Source organism: Olivibacter jilunii, from assembly GCF_900607235.1.
GTDB lineage: Bacteria > Bacteroidota > Bacteroidia > Sphingobacteriales > Sphingobacteriaceae > Olivibacter > Olivibacter oleidegradans.
On the sequence record NZ_LR027862.1, the window covers coordinates 1 to 18,682 of the forward strand.

Below are 18,682 nucleotides of genomic sequence, written 5' to 3' on the forward strand. Positions count from 1 at the left end.
TACTTCCTGCTTTTTTCTTTCACCTTCCCGGGCATCGCGCCCGTTCCGTCGTCCCCTCTCTCCCGATTGGGAGTGCAAAGGTAACAGCTTTTTTCTTTTCTCCAAAATATTTTTTTAAAATATTTTTTCCTCCTTCCTGCCGTTCACCTCCGTACCTCAAAAAACAACCGCATCCCTTCGTTTGCGGAACGCCCGCCTTCCGAACGGGATGGCAAAGGTACGAATTTCCCCCGTTCCCCCAAATGTTTCACGCCCCGGGCAACAGCTTTTTTTTACAACAAACTGGAAATCAAATCGTTTTTTTTTACCTTTCTTCTACTTAAAGCCAACAGCAGAACATCCAAAAGATTTTTTACTCTTCAGCTACGCGCAGCGATCAGTCATTACATCCATTTTGTCTGTTCGAAAAACAGAAACTAATCACCGGTTCAGTCAGCTTAATCAGTCAAAGTCGAGTTGTTTAAATACCGGCTTTTCCCTCTTCGGCAGAAGAAACGAAGAAATTTAAAACTCCAACCCACACCTATTGTTCTATTATTGTCTGTTTTTATACAATTGAATATACAATGCTTGATTATTTGCAACACCTTTCACAAGAAATGCCAGATTGGATTTGGAATTTAACCGTAATTCTGTTCTCGATATCCATTGGCATCATTTTGAAGTCTATACTTCTTCCCTTAGCTAAACAACAGTCAAAAAAAGAACTATCGTATTCAATTTTCAGATCCATTATTCGTCATTTCAATAAAATTTTCACCATTTTCATTCCTCTTTTGACCTTTAGTTCCCTACTTCCATTAACTAAATTCAATGCTTCTAGCTACGTAGTTATTTCTAAAACAACAGAGATTCTAATAACGCTATGTTTTGCGATCATTATTATCCGAATGTTACGCGTGTTCGAAGATTATCTTTACCACCGTTTTGATATAAGTAAAGAAAACAATCTTCGGGAGCGGAAAATTCGTACGCAAATTGTCTTTATTCGAAAATTGTTGATAACGCTCATTGTTGTCATTACGGTATCCATTATCTTACTAAGCTTTGAGAGCATGCGTAAAATAGGCGCAGGGCTACTAACCGGTGTAGGAATAGGAGGAATTATCGTCGGTTTTGCAGCTCAGAAGTCCCTCGGAAATCTGCTAGCCGGTTTTCAGATTGCTTTTACCCAACCCATACGCATGGACGACGTACTCATCGTTGAAGGTGAGTGGGGGAAGGTCGAGGAAATCAATTTAACTTACGTAGTTTTGAACATCTGGGACAAGCGTCGTCTCGTGTTGCCAATCAATTACTTTATCGAGAAACCCTTTCAAAATTGGACTCGAACAACTGCCGAAATTTTAGGTACTGTATTTATCTATACTGATTTTCTGGTTCCAGTTGAAAATTTACGCCAGAAATTTGCCGAACTGCTGAAGGGTAACCGCCTGTGGGATGGCAAAGTGAATGTATTACAAGTAACCGATCTAAGAGAGCAAACAATGGAGATTCGATGTTTAATGAGCTGTAGAAACTCAGGGGATGCATTCGATCTAAGATGTTATGTACGAGAAGAAATGGTAAAATATATCCGTACAAACTTCCCCGAAGCCTTCGCCAGAACAAGAATTACAATGATTGAATAATGGGGGATACTCCCCCAAAACTATGCGTGCTGCCCTTCATGTTTGCCTTCTGCAAATTCTTCCACGATTTTACCATTAAAAGCCGGTAAATCTTTCGGGGTTCTGCTAGTGACCAAACCCTGATCGGTAACCACTTCGCTATCTTCCCACTGAGCGCCTGCATTGATTAAATCTTTTTTAATAGCAGCTACTGAAGTCATTCTCCTACCCTCTACCACTTCGGCATCGATTAATGTCTGCGGGCCATGGCAAATGGCAGCAACTGGTTTTCCCGCTACAAAAAAATCTTTAACGAACTGAACCGCGTCCGGATTAGTGCGTAACTTATCGGGATTGATAACGCCGCCAGGCAAAAGCAGTCCGTCATAATCCGAAGCGGATACTTCTTTTAGATTTTTATCAACCGGATATGTTCCCGTCCATTCATCGCCTTCTTTTGCTCGCACCGTTCCTGCTTTTGGAGAGACAATGTGAACAGTTGCTCCCGCCTTTACCAACGCTTCCTTCGGACTGGTCAATTCAACCTCCTCAAACCCATCTTCCGTTAAAATCGCAATTTTTCTTTCATTAAGTGTTCCCATAATACATGTTTTTAATATAATAAATGTATATTAGGTTACGCTTATCCAAACTATTTTGTTTAAAAAACTTTAATTTTTAATCGCTTTTCAGCAAATGCAATACTTAAAGTCGATTGGAAAGTAGCAGCCAAACCATCACCATGTGACCGTGTAAACCATTTAATACTTATCAAGCATTAAGCTGCACAAAATTGCGATGCAAAAAAGCTTCGCGATAGCCAAAGATCGTGCGCAATTTACTTTCTATAAACCTTCCTGCTACAAACCGGCCCACTGTCCCTAACGGAAGCTTATACACTACTTTATCATGAATCAGGGTACCTTTGTCCGTCTCTTTAAAGTGGTGTTCATGATGCCATAACGCATAAGGTCCGAATCGTTGTTCGTCTACAAAGTAAGTTTTTGCTAAAACATGCGTGATTTCAGTCACCCATTTCGTTCTCATTCCGGGCAGAACCGAAACCATATATGTGATGATCTGTCCTGCATAAATCTCGTCGTACTCTCCATTGGTGATTTCAAAATTCATCGTTGTAGGGGTAAGCTTAGTTAAATTTTTCGGCGCAGAAAAAAAAGACCAAGCTTCGTCGATCGATAGAGGAAGAATCTGCTTATTTAGCAACGTGTATATACCTGATGTTTGCTTTATTTCGATCATGGTAATCAGAACCTCTCCTCCAACAATTTGGCCCCCTATTATGTTTGAAATATTTCTTTACTTTATAAGAAATATTTTTTTAGATATCTTCGATGAGATTTATGACTTTACAGGAGAAAACCGCATGATAGAAATCAGTTTTTAATCCTAAATAAGCAATATATGAACCTTCAAAAAACGCTACTCTACTTATTCATGTTATCCGCTTTGTGGTCTGGATGTAATCAAGGCACCGAGCAAAAGAAAAAAAATCCCATTGATTCATTGCATAAAAAAGCTTTAAAAGAGTGGAATAAAACCATACCGGGAAATTTCAGCGAGCAAACTGAACTAAGTTTTGATAGCGCACGATTAGATACATTCTTTAATGCGTATAAAAATCTAGGTCCCTACCAAGAAAAGGTAAGGAAGTTTTACCGGAACAGGAACTATCATTTCGCTTGGTTCGATGATAAAGGGCTCATTGAACAAGCAGGAAATTTAACTGACAGGATGCTTAATCTAAAAGACGAAGGGATTGATGGGGAACTTCCATATAGTAAACATTTGGATTCGTTGATAGACGCATACAGTCAGCATAAAGGAACTAAAATAACCAATGAGGAACTGGAATTCATGCTCACATCGCAGTACTTCCTCTTTGCCGATGTCGCTTGGCAGGGCATGGATGACGCCAATGTGAAAGCGAACGATTGGTTTGTTCCTAAGAAAAGAGTATCTTATTCCGACTATTTGGATAGTCTCCTAAAACATCCTGTTAATGAAACAGGCGCCTCTATCGAGCCTGTATACCGGCAGTACGAACAACTACGAGGATACCTGAAGAAATATAGGGAATTAGCGGCCAAACACAAATGGAATCCTGTTATCGCAGACAAGAAAAGTTACAAAATCGGAGATTCATCCACCGTCCTTAGACAGATAAAGACACGATTATTTCTTTTAGGCGATTATCAAGGAGATACGCTCACCAATTTATACGATAGTACACTATTTTCCGGTGTGAGATCTTTTCAATCCCGACATGGATTACGTCCTGATGGTGCAATTGGAAGCGGTACCATTAATGAGCTTAATGTACTTCCGGCAGCGCGCTTAAAGCAGATAGCCGTGAATATGGAGCGCAGTCGATGGCTACCGGTAAGTCTAAAAACCGATTATTTGGCCGTCAATATTCCCGAATTCAAATTGCACGTCTATCATGCAGATAGTTTGCTCTGGAGCTGTAACGTAGTGGTGGGCAAAGCCATGCATAAAACCGTTATCTTTCACGGTGACGTAAAATATGTTGTTTTCAGCCCCTACTGGAATGTGCCACCCAGTATCGTAAAGAACGAAATACTCCCCGGCATGCGGAGAGATCGTAACTATATTGCTAAACATAATATGGAAATCACAGGAAAAAGCGGTGGATTACCTAATGTCAGGCAAAAGCCCGGCCCCAAAAACTCGCTAGGTTTGGTAAAATTTCTATTCCCGAATAGTTATAATATTTATCTGCACGACAGTCCTGCAAAATCTTTGTACAACGAGTCCAGCAGAGCCTTTAGCCATGGTTGCATCCGAGTAAGCGAGCCGGAGAAATTAGCCAATTTCCTTCTAAGAAGTGATTCAACCTGGAATAAGGAATCCATCTATAAAGCCATGCATGCAGGAAAAGAAAAATACGTAACCTTAAAGAAAACGGTTCCGGTCTTTATTGCTTACTTTACTGCGTTCATTGATCGAGAGGGAAAGATTAACTTTAGAAAAGACATTTACGACCGGGACGACCGTTTAGCCAAAATGCTGCTTACTGAAAATAAATAACAAATGATTTAAGTATACTGACATAGGGTTGTCAATATACATCCTTTCTTTGTTTCAAAAAACAGAATATTATGGACTTGATAAAAGCATTAAAACATGAATTGATAGGTGAGGCGGAAACCACTAGGAAGTTTCTGAAACTTATCCCCGAAGACAAATACGACTGGGCCCCGCACGAAAAAAGTATGAAAATGCAACATCTTGCGGTTCACATTGCTGAATTACCGTCTTGGATTGCTTTGGCTGTCGACACCGACGAATTGGATTTCGCTGTCAGCGGATATAGTCCTAAATCCTGCGCTAACAATGAAGAATTACTATCCATGTTTGAAGCATCCCTTCAACAAGGCAACGAGGCACTTAATAAGGTTCGTTTGGAGGATCTTGAAAAAAGATGGGTTTTACGTCAGGCAGAGAATATATTATGGGATGGTACTAAATATGGCATGATACGGCTTGCATTCAGTCAAACTTCCCATCATCGTGCACAGCTTGGAGTTTACTTAAGGCTACTGAATATTCCCATTCCGGGCAGCTACGGCCCTAGCGCAGACGAAGCAAAATTTTAATTTTAAGTATACTACCTCCCCGGCGGCACCTCGGAGGTAGTATTTGCGCTCAAAGCACGATTCTCGTGTTATACAACCTTTATATAAAGTATTGTAGTGGAAGAAATTTGTCAATTATTTTTGCCACTACAAATCTTTAGCTATTTTTGCATCATTATGATAGCAACTCCCCTTCGATAAACAAACTTTGGTATGAGTTTGTACGGATAGGAACAAATGTTTTACCCTATCTATTCACTTATTACGTTTAGCGTTTACTAGAAAAGAGAAACGCATATCTGCTATAACTTACTATATTAAATGAAATCTACATCTCGCGCAGCTTTTGCGTTTATTTTTATTACGGTGCTTATTGACATCACCGGAATTGGCCTAATTTACCCTGTTTTACCGAAACTGATCTCCAACCTGATTCACGCCGACATAAGCATAGCAGCTGAATACGGCGGTTGGCTCACCTTTGCCTATGCGATGATGCAATTTATATGTGCTCCTATCATGGGCAACTTAAGTGATCGGTATGGCAGACGTCCTATCCTTCTTTTATCGCTCTTTGGATTCGGGATGGATTGTCTTTTGATGGCCTTCGCTCCTACTATCTGGTGGTTATTTTTAGGCCGCATTATAGCTGGCGCTATGGGCGCCAGCTATACCGTCGCTTCTGCCTATATTGCCGATATCAGCAGTCCTGAAAAACGCGCACAAAACTTTGGTTTAATCAGTGCAGCTTTTGGTGTTGGCTTTATTATCGGACCCGTTATAGGAGGACTACTAGGAAAATATGGTACACATGCCCCCTTTCTTGTAGCAGGGCTGCTTAGTTTTCTAAATTTATTGTACGGCTTCTTTGTTTTGCCTGAGTCTTTAAAAAAAGAAAATCAACGTCCATTCGATTGGTCTCGTGCTAACCCAATCGGTTCCTTCAAACATCTAAGTAAATTTCCCGCAGTTGCCGGACTCATACTTAGTTTGCTGCTAATCAACATTGCAGGCCACTCCATGGAAAGTATATGGTCGTTTTTTACGATCGAAAAATTCAAATGGAACGAACAGGAAATTGGTTATTCTCTTGGTTTTATGGGGGTGGCTTTTGCCGTTGTTCAAGCAGGTTTAACTCGTATTTTGTTACCTAAACTGGGAGAAAAACGTGCCATAGTTATTGGCATAATGCTCTATACGATTAGCTTAACGTTATTTGCTTTTGCTAGCCAAAGTTGGATGATGTACGCCTTCCTTATCCCTTATGCCTTAGGCGCGATTGCCAATCCTGCGCTTCAAGGTTTCTTATCCAACCAGATACCGGATAATGAGCAAGGTGAATTACAAGGCGGCTTAACGAGTTTAATGAGTATGGGCGCTATTATCGGACCACCGATTATGACCTTTTTATTCGCCAGATTTGCAGGCGCTAATGCACCGATATATTTTCCGGGAGCACCTTTTTCTTTCGCGGCCTTATTAATGTTCGCTAGCCTGCTACTCGTTTTCAAGAGTTTGAGGAAAGGGTAGCTTAACCCATCGATTCCCTAATTGTAATAATGGAATCGATGGTCTATTCAACGCAACTTGTCACCCTCTATTGCTCATAGCCAAAGCGCTTAAGGTAATTCTTCTTGCTTCGCCAGTCTGAAATTACCTTTACAAAAAGCTCTAAAAAAACCTTTTTCTGCAAGAACTCTTCAATGTCTTGTCGTGCATAGGTGCCCACTTTCTTGATCATACTCCCCCCCGTACCGATAATGATATTTTTTTGTGAATCACGCTCAACAATGATTTCTGCACTAATTCTGACCAATTGTTCCTCCTCCTTAAATGATGTGACAATTACCTCTGTACTATAAGGAATCTCCTTTTCATACAATTTAAAAATTTTTTCCCGAACCATTTCAGACACAAAAAAACGCTCCGATTTATCAGTGAGTTCGTCTTTTTCATAAAAAGGGGGGTGAACCGGTAAATGCTCCAGCACAAACTGGAAAACAGCCTGAATATTATGTCCTAAAAGAGCAGAAATGGCGAATATGGCGGTCGGATTTAGTGTCTCTTGCCAGTAGTTTATCTTCGCCTTTACATCGTCTTCATTTGATTTATCGATCTTATTTACTAAGACAACCACCGGCGAATCTGTTTTTTGTAGTTTTTCTATCACATCTGTTTCGTCATACTTTTCGTTAATATCAGTAACAAAAAGAATAATATCAGCATCCACTAACGATCCGTGAACAAAATTCATCATGGATTCTTGTAAACTGTAGGCAGGCTTGATAACACCGGGTGTATCTGAAAACACAATTTGGTAATCTTCCTCATTTACAATACCCAAAATACGATGCCTCGTTGTTTGTGCTTTAGGTGTAACAATGGACATCTTCTCGCCTACTAATGAGTTCATTAAGGTTGACTTACCAGCGTTTGGCTTCCCTACTATACTTACAAATCCAGCTTTGTGTGACATTTTTTTTAAATTTTATTTGCACAGCAAAGAAACAAAATATATCTTTGCACTCCAATCAAACGAAAACAAATATTGTTTTTCAGCAGTAGGAAAGCAATTTTAAAATAAAATATACTGCGGGGTGGAGCAGTTGGTAGCTCGTCGGGCTCATAACCCGAAGGTCGCACGTTCGAGTCGTGTCCCCGCTACTACAGCCGATCAAAATTTTGGTCGGCTTTTTTATTTTTGGCTTCCCTTATTCTCCGTTATTAAATCCCTACCTACATTCATCTTTTAAATTGCATAATAAAAGCAATTTACATAAGTTTGTGCTCCGCATACGTGTAAGTGTAACACGAGCAAGCTTTAGTTTCAAAAAGTAAAAATTTAAGTATATTATGTCAAATACATCCAAGATTATCTACACCAAAACCGATGAAGCTCCTGCTTTAGCAACTTACTCTCTACTTCCAATTGTTAAAGCTTTTACAGCATCATCCGGCATTGATGTAGAAACCAGAGATATTTCTTTGGCCGGCAGAATCCTCGCCGTCCTTCCGGAATTTCTTACTGAAGAGCAGAAAGTCTCTGACGCATTAACCGAATTAGGCGAATTAGCAACTCAACCGGAAGCCAATATCATTAAGCTTCCTAATATTAGCGCCTCTGTTCCTCAATTAAAAGCAGCTATCAAAGAGTTGCAAGCAAAAGGCTATAAATTACCTGATTATCCCGAAGAACCCAAAAACGACCAAGAAAAGGATATTAAAGCGAAATACGACAAAGTAAAAGGAAGTGCGGTGAATCCGGTATTACGGGAAGGAAATTCAGACCGCCGTGCACCAAAGGCAGTAAAAAACTACGCAAAAAAGCATCCTCATAGCATGGGAGCCTGGAGTGCCGCTTCAAAGTCGCACGTCGCAACCATGAGTAGCGGTGATTTCCGTCATAATGAGAAATCGTTAACAATTAACGAAGAAACGGACGTGAAAATAATTTTCACGGACAAACAAGGGAATCAAACCGTACTGAAAGAGAAAACGCATTTATTGGCAGGCGAGATTATCGACGCTACCGTTATGAGCAAGAAAGCACTCTTGGCTTTTTTGGATGCCCAAATCGCTGACGCTAAAGCAACGGGAGTTTTATTCTCGCTACACATGAAGGCAACGATGATGAAAGTTTCCGATCCGATTATTTTCGGACATGCGGTAAAAAGCTTTTTTAAGGATGTTTTCGCGCAATACGGTGAAGATCTTAAAGCTGTTGGAGCCAATCCAAACAGTGGTTTAGGGGATGTATTAAGCGCTATAGATAAACTTCCCGGCGACAAAAAAGAAGCAATAAACAACGCGATACAGAACGTATTGTCTAATGGTCCCGCCCTTGCTATGGTCAATTCAGACAAGGGAATAACCAATCTTCATGTTCCGAGCGATGTAATTGTTGATGCATCCATGCCTGCCATGATCAGAAATTCAGGGCAAATGTGGAATGCTGACGGTAAGCTTCAAGACACCAAAGCGGTTATTCCTGACAGTAGCTATGCAGGAGTTTATGATGCAACCATCGAGTTCTGTAAGAAAAATGGTGCTTTCGATCCGGCGACTATGGGTACGGTTCCCAATGTTGGTTTAATGGCACAAAAAGCGGAAGAATATGGATCGCATGATAAGACCTTCGAAATTACCGGGGATGGTAAAGTTGAAGTCATTGACGCCAAAGGAAACGTCTTATTAAGCCATGAGGTAGAAACGGGTGACATTTGGAGAATGTGCCAAGTAAAGGATGCCCCTGTTCGCGATTGGGTAAAGCTTGCTGTAACACGTGCACGCGCCTCTGAAACACCTGCTGTATTTTGGCTAGACGCGGAGCGCCCACACGATGCCGAGCTTATCAAAAAAGTAAATGCTTATTTACCTGAATACGATACTACAGGCTTAGACATTCGCATATTATCACCTGTTAAAGCAACTGAGTTCACATTAGAACGAGTTAAAGCAGGACAAGATACAATTTCTGTAACGGGCAATGTGCTTCGCGATTATTTGACGGATTTATTCCCAATCCTTGAGCTTGGAACGAGTGCAAAAATGTTATCCATTGTCCCCTTAATGAATGGTGGCGGGCTCTTTGAAACCGGGGCCGGTGGATCTGCTCCAAAACATGTTGAGCAATTCCTGGACGAAGGCCATTTACGATGGGATTCATTAGGTGAATTCCTTGCACTCGCTGTTTCACTAGAACATCTAGGAACAAATTATAACAACCCTAAAGCCCTTGTGCTTGCAGATACCTTAGACCAAGCAACCGGCAAACTTTTAGATAACCAAAAATCACCATCTAGAAAGGCCGGCGAACTTGATAACCGGGGGAGCCACTTCTATTTAGCTTTATACTGGGCCGAAGCATTAGCTGCACAGGATCAGGACACTGAGCTGAAAGCACAGTTTGCTGATTTGGCAGAAAAGCTAATTAGTAATGAAGGCAAAATTAATGAAGAGCTAAACGCTTCTCAGGGCAAAAAGGTAGATATAGGAGGATATTATGCGCCTGACGATACGCTGGCCTCAAGAGCTATGCGTCCGAGTGCAACACTTAACGAAATAATTGATAGCCTAGTATCGCATTAAGCTTTGCGATCAAATAAAAAAGGAGGTGTAAAACATCTCCTTTTTTATTTAGGGTTCTTTTCGTTTCTGCTATTTTTCAAAAATACTGTTGATCCCCGCGATTTTTCCGTAACTTTATAGTATACCAATGCTATGTATTATGAAGTCGATCATTATAGCAACGGATTTTTCAAAAGTAGCATATGCTGCAGCATGTTACGCTGCTCATCTAAGCGCAAGTCTCCTTGTTGACACCCTCATTATTTATCATTCATACGATAATGAATTGTATGTAACAACAGACATTCCAATTCCTAACCGACAGCAACTTCAAACACAGCGTGAGAAATCATTAATTGCACTGGAGGAACTACGGGTAGCGCTCAAAAAAATTGCCCCAAAATCAATCAGTATAAAATCGGAAGCAAATGACCAGACATTGGTTTCAGGCATTGAAACAATGATTGCGGAAAATCAAACAGAATTAATTGTGATTGGCACAACAGGCAAAAGTAATCTTGAACAAGTATTAATGGGGAGTAATGCCCTAACTGTAGCTAAAGAAATCAGCACGCCCGTACTACTCGTACCTGCCACACACACGTTCAGTCCGCCGAAACAGGCCGTTCTTGCTTGCGATTTGAAACACACGGAAGACACACTTCCCCTGGAACATATCCGTCATTTTGTTAGTACCTTCAGCTTAAAGCTTCATATCCTTAACATACAACCCACCGCATCTGAACCAATTGCCGACACTATACCTGAGCAATACAAGCTTCACGAGTTACTGGATGATTTGAATCCGACATATAACTATATTGATCACGAAGATACGGCCTCAGCGATTATTCACTTTGCAAATGAACATGATATAGATCTGGTTATTTCTGTAAGAAAAAGCTACGGGTTCTTCAGGAATTTATTCCACAAAAGTATTACGAAAAAACTGGCTTTTAAAACTACCATACCACTCCTCTTGCTCGGCAAAAAAATAAAGTAAGTTCAAAAAAGTCAAAGGCTAAATAAATGAGCTTCAAGCGAGAAAAAACGTTCCAAAACCGTGCGAAAAAAACTGCAAAAACTTGTGCTCTTTTATTCGCCAATATTCGTATTTTAGCCACACGGATAGATTATGGAAAGCAATCACACAGAAGATATATTAAATAATAAGGGTCAACTATTTAGAATTACCTACCAACACCTCGATTATTATTTTAGGGTAATTAAACCAACGAAAATCACCGCCTCAACTAATGAGATTGAAATTTTGCTGGATGAAAACACCTATGTTATCGAGCGGGAGGGCCGCACATGGGTATTCAAAGGAGCTGGCTTAGATAGTGACTTTGCGAATGCAATCGGCAGACTAATCTGCCTACGATACCGCCTTTAAGTTTATTAAGAGCTTATACTACTTACCTTGACACAATTAAAGGACATAAGTAGCAAGACATAAGACAACAGGATATGTGATAGAATAATATAGTCGTCTTGCTACCCGATACCTATGTCCTGTTGCCTTGTACTTATGTCTTGCTACTTGATCATACAATATATCCATCATAGCCTAACAATGTCAATCCTTATCCTTAACTTTGCGGCTTTATGAGACGTCTCTCGTCAAAATCGGAGAGATGGGAAACAACACTTAAGGGATAAAGGGAACAAAATGTCTAATATCATTGCCATAGTCGGCCGACCAAACGTTGGCAAGTCAACATTATATAATCGTTTAACAGAAAGTAGAAAAGCAATCGTGGATGACATGAGCGGGGTAACTCGCGATCGGCATTATGGTCAAGCTGAATGGGTGGGAAAAACTTTTACGGTCATTGATACAGGCGGATATGTGCATGGGTCCGAGGACATTTTCGAAGCTGCTATCCGAGAACAAGTGTTAATAGCCATTGAAGAAGCATCGGTCATTTTATTCATGGTTGATGTAACTGTCGGAATCACCGATTTGGATGACGATATAGCGCATCTATTACGTCGCTCAAATAAACCCGTTTTTGTCGTTGTCAATAAAGTTGACCACCATCAACTACATACGGATGCGTCCACTTTCTATGCTTTAGGACTAGGCGAAATCTACAATATTTCTTCCATGACCGGTTCAGGCACCGGCGAACTATTGGATGAAGTCGTAAAACACTTTGACGAAGTGCAGGAAGAGGAAGGCAGCCTACCCAAATATGCAATTGTTGGTCGGCCTAATGTCGGCAAATCATCCTTTATTAATGCCTTAATAGGCAAAGAACGCAATATCGTAACGCCTATTGCCGGGACAACACGAGATTCAATACAAATTCACTACAATCAATTTGGCCACGAATTCATGTTAATAGACACCGCCGGACTGCGTCGAAAAACAAAAGTGAAGGAGAATATTGAGTTTTATTCGGTCATGCGTACCATTAAAGCATTAGAAGAAGCGGACGTTGTTATTCTTATGATCGATGCGACTGAAGGACTAGAATCACAAGATGTAAATATTTTCCATTTAGCAGAAAAAAACAAAAAAGGTGTTGTGTTGCTCGTAAACAAATGGGATTTAGTAGACAAGGATCATAAAACCCTTAAAAGATTTGAAGAGGAGATCAGAAATAAAACGGCTCCATTCACGGATTATCCCATTGTCTTTACGTCTGTTATCGAAAAACAACGGATCTTTAAAGCAATAGAAGTAGCAACAAAGGTTTACGAGAATAAGTATAAGAAAATCCCGACTTCGAAGCTGAACGATGTTATGCTTCCCATTATCGAGAATTATCCACCCCCAGCAACTAAAGGAAAGTACATCAAAATCAAATATGTTACGCAAATTACAGGACGATCACCTATGTTTGCTTTTTTCTGTAATCTCCCGCAATATATTAAAGATCCATATAAACGCTTTATCGAAAATAAATTACGTGAGCATTTCGATTTCACCGGCGTACCGATTCAGATATTTTTCCGACAAAAATAAGGCTATTCTATCGTTTTATTGGTATGTAAGCAGATTATCATTATCTTTATCGGGCAGACCAATTGAGATTAAAACTGAGGCTATTTATCGGTAGCGTTGGTATTTTCCTCGAAAACCGAAAGCTTATTTTTTATCAACATGTCTAATCTCGTAACAATAAAGGATATAGCTCGGGCACTGAATATATCTGTTTCAACCGTTTCGAGGGCACTACGAGATGCCCATGACGTAAGTTTGGAAACCAAAAGTAAGGTCGAAGCAATGGCAACCGCCCTACACTACAAACCGAACTTTAATGCCATGGGCTTAGCTAACGGAAAATCCCACAATATCGGCATTGTGTTGCCATTTATAACTAATTACTATTTTTCTACAGTTATTACAGGCATACAGGAAGCCGCCTATAATAATGGGTATAATATCGTACTTTATGTAACAAACGATTCGCCGGAGCGAGAACTGGCAATTATCAACAATCTTTCTATTGCGAATTTAGACGGCCTTTTAATTTCTACCTGTTGTAAAACCGGCGATCACTTACAGCACCTTCTTCGTAATAAAATACCTATTGTATTCTTTGATAGAGTAATTGAAAAGGTAGAAACTTCCAAGGTGGTACAAGATGACTACAATGGAGCTTTTCTTGCCACCAGTCATTTGGTTGAGCAAGGCTACACCAAAATAGCACATATCGCCGGCCCCAGAAATCTTCCATTAACGGAAAAGCGGCTAACAGGCTACCTTGACGCCTTAAAAAAACATTGTCTACCCATTAGAGAAGAGTGGATTATCGCTTCCGGTTTTTCACAAGAATGTGGTGAGTCAGACGCGATGGAATTGCTACAGTTGGCAAAAAACATGAAACCGAATGCTATTTTCGCCGTAAACGACAGAAAGGCTGTCGGAGCAAGTATAACCCTGAAGAAGCAGGGTATAACAATTGGAAAAGAAATAGGGATCATCGGTTTCACCAATGATCCTATTTCCTGTTTAGTAAGTCCAAGTATCAGTACGGTCGCTGAACCCGCTTTTGATATCGGCTTCATAAGTTGTGAATTGCTTTTAAAACATATAACTAAAAAGCAAACTCCTTGTCAGGAGATTATACTACCTGCAGAATTAATCGTCAGAGAGTCGACACAAAGAGCTTAAAGCGAAAATCCTACTTATTTTAATAAACTTGCAGCTGCTTCGTCTAGATATAACGAACAGCTAGCATGTTTCTGTAGAATACTGGCAGGATAAGCATTGCTAACATTTTGTTCAACGCTATCTTTAACGGCTTGCGCTTTTCTGGCGTCCGGTACTGAGCAAATGATATGCTTTGACTTACAGATTTGCCGCACCGACATGCTGATAGCCTTTGAGGGCACCTCATCAATCGAGTTAAACCAGCCCTCTCCTAATTGCTGCATCCGACATTGCTTGTCCAAGATAACTTCCAAATAAGGCTCTTCCGTATCAAAATTAGCTGGTGGGTCATTAAATGCCAAATGCCCGTTCTCCCCAATCCCTACCAAGGCCACGTCAATCGGATGTTGACGAATCAAGTCGTTCAGTTCTTTTCGCACCTCGCCCGAATCCGACTCTCCGTCAATTAAATAAGCCGCTTTCAGCGACGGAACATGAGCAAGAAAGCGCTCCTTCAAGTACTTCCGAAAACTGGCGGGGTGACTGATCGGTAGATTAATGTATTCATCTAAATGAAACATTGTAACCTTTGACCAGTCCACCTGCTCTTTTATCAACTGATTAATCGTTTCAAATTGACTGGTACCTGTTGCTAAAATTATATTAGCAAATCCCTTCTCATTAATCGCTTCATTAATTAATTTGGCAGCTTCTTTCCCGGCAGCCTGCCCCAGTTCCTTTGGGTCTTTTAATATACGAATATCCATAGTTTTTATTTTCTACATATGTTATGATTGTATCCATTACCAATACTAAACCCTTGCGCCCGTTGTTGCTCCTTCCGCTAACGACATATCTAAGGGTTGATTTTCCTTCCACTTGCCGGAAGTAAAATCCGGTATACGGATGGGTTTGCTTCCGTTTGCTACTGACCATTCGCTCAAAGGACCGATAACACTCCAGCTCGCTGCATCGTAAACATCCATATCTAGCGGTAAACCATTTCGGAGGCAGTCGATCAAACGCCAATCCATCATAAAATCCATTCCTCCATGTCCACCGATTTTTTTCGCCAATTCGCCTATCTTTTTCACGATGGGAGGCGTGTACTTTTCTTCCAGCAACTTCATTTCCTCGTCTTCTAACCACCCTTCATGGCTTGTAGCAATCTTGCCGGGTAGTGGATATTTTTGTGCCGTCGCCTTTGTTCCACTCAATAGATGGATACGGGAGTACGGTCTTGGTGATGACACATCGTGTTGCAGCATAATGGTCCGTCCCTTCCCTGTCCGTATAGTACTCGTATTGATATTTCCCCTAAAAGGACTGTTGATGAATTCTTTGAAACTTGAATCCTCCTTAGCCTTCTCTTCGGCTAAAGGCTTCAAGAGAAAATCATTGGACGACATAGACACCATATAGTCCAAATAATCTCCGCGATTTATATCCATTGCCTGACAAACAGGACCTATACCATGTGTCGGATATAGATCACCGTTCCGTTTTGCATTCTCCCGTAAACGCCAGAGATTCCATCTAGCGTCTTTATCAAAAAAACTATCTAAAATATCGTGTATATACGCCCCTTCACCATGAATGAGTTCCCCGAAGAAACCTTGCCGAACCATATTGAGCGTTAACAATTCAAAGAAATCGTAACAACAGTTTTCAAGCATCATACAATGCTTCTTCGTTTTCTCCGATGTTTCTACCAGTCTCCAACAATCTTCAACGGTAGTTGCTGCAGGAATCTCGACCGCTACATGTTTTCCATGTTCCATTGCGTAAACTGCAACCGGTGTATGAAGAGCCCAGTGCGTACAAACATAAATCAGATCTATATCATCCCGATCGCACACATGCTTCCAAGCTTCGGCACCATCATGATACAAAGTGGCTTCATGCCCGGGAAATTGAATACGATCCTTCGCTTTTTTTGCTTGCTCGGGACGTATGTCACATATCGCTTTAATCTCTACACCATCCAACCTACTAATACGTTCAACTGCCGCACCTCCTCGATTTCCCACACCTATGAATCCAATTCGTACAACATTCATCTTAGGCGCTGCATAGCCACACATATTGAATGTTTGGTGATGATCTTTTTGACTCGCTTTTAGAATGTGCATCAATGCCCCATCTTCCTCCTTTGCTTTCGAACCATCTTTATCATTACATGCACTTAAACCTGTTCCACCCACTACGCCAAGGCCCGTTATCCCTGCATATTTTAAAAAATCTCTACGGTTACTTTTCATATTATTTTAGTATTTAACATTAGTTAATGATAAAATTGATATTATATTCCTGATCCCATCTTGCCTTCAAAACAGCTATTTCTTTCTCCAACTGCTGTTTTGTTTCAAGGTCAATCAACCTACCCGACATACTTCGAGCACGAACAAATTGTATGGCCTCCGCTTTACTTAAACCGGCCATCGTCATGATATCTCCCCAGTAAAGGACACCTGGAAGATGAATAGACATATTATAATAATCTACGCCCTCTCTACTATCAAAAATATAGCTATAAGGCGAGTCATAAAGCACTAAAGATTTCAAATTGTGCATCGTGGAGAAAAGTAGCGCCGCTACACTTGGTTCTTTAAAACAGACAAAGGTCAATGATCCAAATTGCTGATCGATTAGCCATCTATATACGACTTGTATATCCGAGAACCACTCGCCAAGCACGGTTCGTCCCAACCATAAAGCCGAGCGTGCCAATGTATGGAAAGGAGGCAGATGTTCGTCTAATTTTAACGCTGCAGGCGACCCTTGTTCACCTAAACCCCAAAGATCTACTAATAGTAACGTGCTCCCTTCCTCGAAGGCCTGCTCTAGTAGTTGAAGAGGAATTGCTTCTTTTCCCTCCCCATGAAAGAATACTTTACAAGATGTGGTACGGCCCTTGGCCGGCTCATATAAAAGCAAAGGTATTTTCTGGTTATTGGTGCATTCCAAAACGACTTTTTGCCACAGCCCTTCTTTTCCTTTTTTTATAATCTGTCTAAGCTTTTTGTCCTCAATGTGTCCAAGTACATCCTCTAGTTCTTTAAGCTTATCCGGAATCGATGCCTCATCCAATAAACTTTTGCTGTGTAAGATCGATCCTCGTTCACGACAAAAATGTTCAGTAGTTTCCACAAATACCGGCCTCGCATGATGGTAGGTTATCAATACTTCCTGATCGATTTCTTTGCTAATCGCATCTTCCATTCTATGCACCTGTTTTCTACTATTTGTTAAATGAAGATCAAACCAATCGACAGCGGCTCGAAGCATTTCTACTGAATAGGTATGTTCTTGATCAAATAATTCATATGCCAACTTCTCTTTTGCTCCCAATTTAGCATATATCGCTTCTGCATATTTATAACAATGTAGCATCTGACTATGATAAAAGGAGGGATTATCTTCTCTTAATGCGCTCAATACCTTAAGTGCCCTGGGTGCTATCAATCCTAACGCATGTGATTCTTCCAAAAAAGTCAAGCCATTTGGCAATAGCTCACAAACACAATTACTATTCATCACATAAGATTCAAAGGTCCCCACACTTACTACGGGAACAACTGCTTTAATGCGTTCATCTAAAGCCGCTAACCACATGGCCTGGTTTCCTCCCCCACTTGCGCCGGTAACACCTATTCGCTGTGTATCTACCATGGGGAGCGAGCACAAAAAATCCAACGCTCTCACATTGTCGGTCAGTTGCATGCCCATTAAGGTTTCTCCTATATTAAATAGGGATGCACCTAAGTTGCCACCATGATATTCCTCTTGATGCGCCACGCTGCCCCGTTCGCCGGCCCCCCAAGCATCCATGGTCAATACAATATAACCGGCGTTTACTAAACCAAGTGCCACTTGACGAAATAGGCCAGCATTTCTTGCTCCGGCCCAATGTCCGTGGGCAACTAAAATTGCCGGTAACCGCCCTTCTATTTTTGGCAGATATAGATTCGCAGTAGCATAAACAGACGGTCTGGTCTGAAAGGCAATATTTTTGATATGAAAAGTTGACCGCTCAATTTTGGCCGTTTCTTTCACATCAAAGTCTAAGGTCTTGAAAAAACTTAGGTTAGCTTCTTTAATGACCTTTTGCCTTAGAGCCGGCGCAATGTCCTTCCATTCTTTTCTTTTATTTGCAGACAAGCAATGGTTAGACGCGCGCGATGCCAAGTCCCGATAATGTTCCAGGATATAATCATTCGCTGCTTCCTTTTCTTCAAATACCGCGGGAACTTGCACTTGCTGACGCATTGATATTATCACCT

The 18,682-nt window shown here is 40.8% G+C and carries 15 protein-coding genes and 1 tRNA gene; 10 read left to right on the forward strand and 6 right to left on the reverse strand.

Annotated features, from left to right (window positions below; all coding sequences use genetic code 11):
- The first annotated feature begins 599 nt into the window (after window positions 1-599).
- Window positions 600-1,631 (forward strand): mechanosensitive ion channel family protein, encoded by a 1,032-nt coding sequence (locus E0E36_RS26935; protein WP_041387840.1) that lies wholly within the window; start codon window positions 600-602, stop codon window positions 1,629-1,631.
- Between the two features lie 20 nt (window positions 1,632-1,651).
- Here E0E36_RS26935 and E0E36_RS26940 read toward each other — a convergent pair whose 3' ends face one another.
- A complete protein-coding gene (locus E0E36_RS26940) occupies window positions 1,652-2,212 on the reverse strand; it encodes a type 1 glutamine amidotransferase domain-containing protein (protein WP_013663670.1) in 561 nt (186 codons plus the stop codon).
- Window positions 2,213-2,381: 169 nt separating this feature from the next.
- On the reverse strand, window positions 2,382-2,870 hold the full coding sequence (locus tag E0E36_RS26945; RefSeq protein ID WP_013663671.1) for an SRPBCC family protein: 489 nt from the start codon (window positions 2,868-2,870) through the stop codon (window positions 2,382-2,384).
- Between the two features lie 162 nt (window positions 2,871-3,032).
- On the opposite strand from E0E36_RS26945, the gene E0E36_RS26950 reads away from it, so the two are divergent.
- The 3 genes from E0E36_RS26950 (at window position 3,033) to E0E36_RS26960 (ending at window position 6,757) form a co-directional block, all read left to right on the forward strand.
- Window positions 3,033-4,679, forward strand: a complete 1,647-nt coding sequence (locus E0E36_RS26950; protein WP_130858514.1) for a L,D-transpeptidase family protein — start codon at window positions 3,033-3,035, stop codon at window positions 4,677-4,679.
- A gap of 71 nt (window positions 4,680-4,750) precedes the next feature.
- Window positions 4,751-5,248: a DinB family protein gene (locus E0E36_RS26955; protein WP_130858515.1), complete on the forward strand. Its 498-nt coding sequence runs from the start codon at window positions 4,751-4,753 to the stop codon at window positions 5,246-5,248.
- 300 nt (window positions 5,249-5,548) lie between these two features.
- Window positions 5,549-6,757, forward strand: coding sequence for a TCR/Tet family MFS transporter (locus E0E36_RS26960; protein ID WP_130858516.1), 1,209 nt, complete (start codon window positions 5,549-5,551; stop codon window positions 6,755-6,757).
- Between the two features lie 67 nt (window positions 6,758-6,824).
- On the opposite strand, the gene era is transcribed toward E0E36_RS26960, so the two are convergent.
- Complete coding sequence (gene era, locus E0E36_RS26965; RefSeq protein ID WP_130858517.1) at window positions 6,825-7,703, reverse strand: GTPase Era; 879 nt, start codon at window positions 7,701-7,703, stop codon at window positions 6,825-6,827.
- 115 nt (window positions 7,704-7,818) lie between these two features.
- Between era and E0E36_RS26970 the strand changes: the two genes are divergently transcribed.
- The 6 genes from E0E36_RS26970 to E0E36_RS26995 all read left to right on the forward strand — a co-directional run bounded on the left by E0E36_RS26970 (window position 7,819) and on the right by E0E36_RS26995 (window position 14,420).
- Window positions 7,819-7,891, forward strand: a tRNA-Met gene (locus E0E36_RS26970).
- A gap of 189 nt (window positions 7,892-8,080) precedes the next feature.
- Window positions 8,081-10,315 carry an NADP-dependent isocitrate dehydrogenase gene (locus E0E36_RS26975; protein WP_130858518.1) on the forward strand — a complete coding sequence of 745 codons (2,235 nt, stop codon included), beginning with the start codon at window positions 8,081-8,083 and terminating at the stop codon, window positions 10,313-10,315.
- Window positions 10,316-10,454: 139 nt separating this feature from the next.
- Window positions 10,455-11,297: a universal stress protein gene (locus E0E36_RS26980; RefSeq protein WP_165447095.1), complete on the forward strand. Its 843-nt coding sequence runs from the start codon at window positions 10,455-10,457 to the stop codon at window positions 11,295-11,297.
- Window positions 11,298-11,429: 132 nt separating this feature from the next.
- Window positions 11,430-11,690: a hypothetical protein gene (locus tag E0E36_RS26985; RefSeq protein WP_013663679.1), complete on the forward strand. Its 261-nt coding sequence runs from the start codon at window positions 11,430-11,432 to the stop codon at window positions 11,688-11,690.
- A gap of 276 nt (window positions 11,691-11,966) precedes the next feature.
- Window positions 11,967-13,268, forward strand: a complete 1,302-nt coding sequence (gene der / locus E0E36_RS26990; RefSeq protein ID WP_130858520.1) for a ribosome biogenesis GTPase Der — start codon at window positions 11,967-11,969, stop codon at window positions 13,266-13,268.
- Between the two features lie 138 nt (window positions 13,269-13,406).
- Window positions 13,407-14,420 (forward strand): LacI family DNA-binding transcriptional regulator, encoded by a 1,014-nt coding sequence (locus tag E0E36_RS26995; RefSeq protein WP_013663681.1) that lies wholly within the window; start codon window positions 13,407-13,409, stop codon window positions 14,418-14,420.
- Window positions 14,421-14,434: 14 nt separating this feature from the next.
- Here the strand turns inward: E0E36_RS26995 and E0E36_RS27000 are convergent, their stop codons facing one another.
- The 3 genes from E0E36_RS27000 to E0E36_RS27010 are packed head-to-tail and all read right to left on the reverse strand — an operon-like array spanning window position 14,435 to window position 18,680.
- Window positions 14,435-15,166, reverse strand: a complete 732-nt coding sequence (locus E0E36_RS27000) for a glucosamine-6-phosphate deaminase (RefSeq protein WP_130858521.1) — start codon at window positions 15,164-15,166, stop codon at window positions 14,435-14,437.
- A 45-nt stretch (window positions 15,167-15,211) separates the two neighbouring features.
- Entirely contained in the window at window positions 15,212-16,660 is a 1,449-nt protein-coding gene (locus E0E36_RS27005; protein ID WP_130858522.1) for a Gfo/Idh/MocA family protein, read from the reverse strand.
- A gap of 19 nt (window positions 16,661-16,679) precedes the next feature.
- Window positions 16,680-18,680, reverse strand: coding sequence for an alpha/beta hydrolase family protein (locus tag E0E36_RS27010; RefSeq protein WP_130858523.1), 2,001 nt, complete (start codon window positions 18,678-18,680; stop codon window positions 16,680-16,682).
- Window positions 18,681-18,682: the final 2 nt, after the last annotated feature.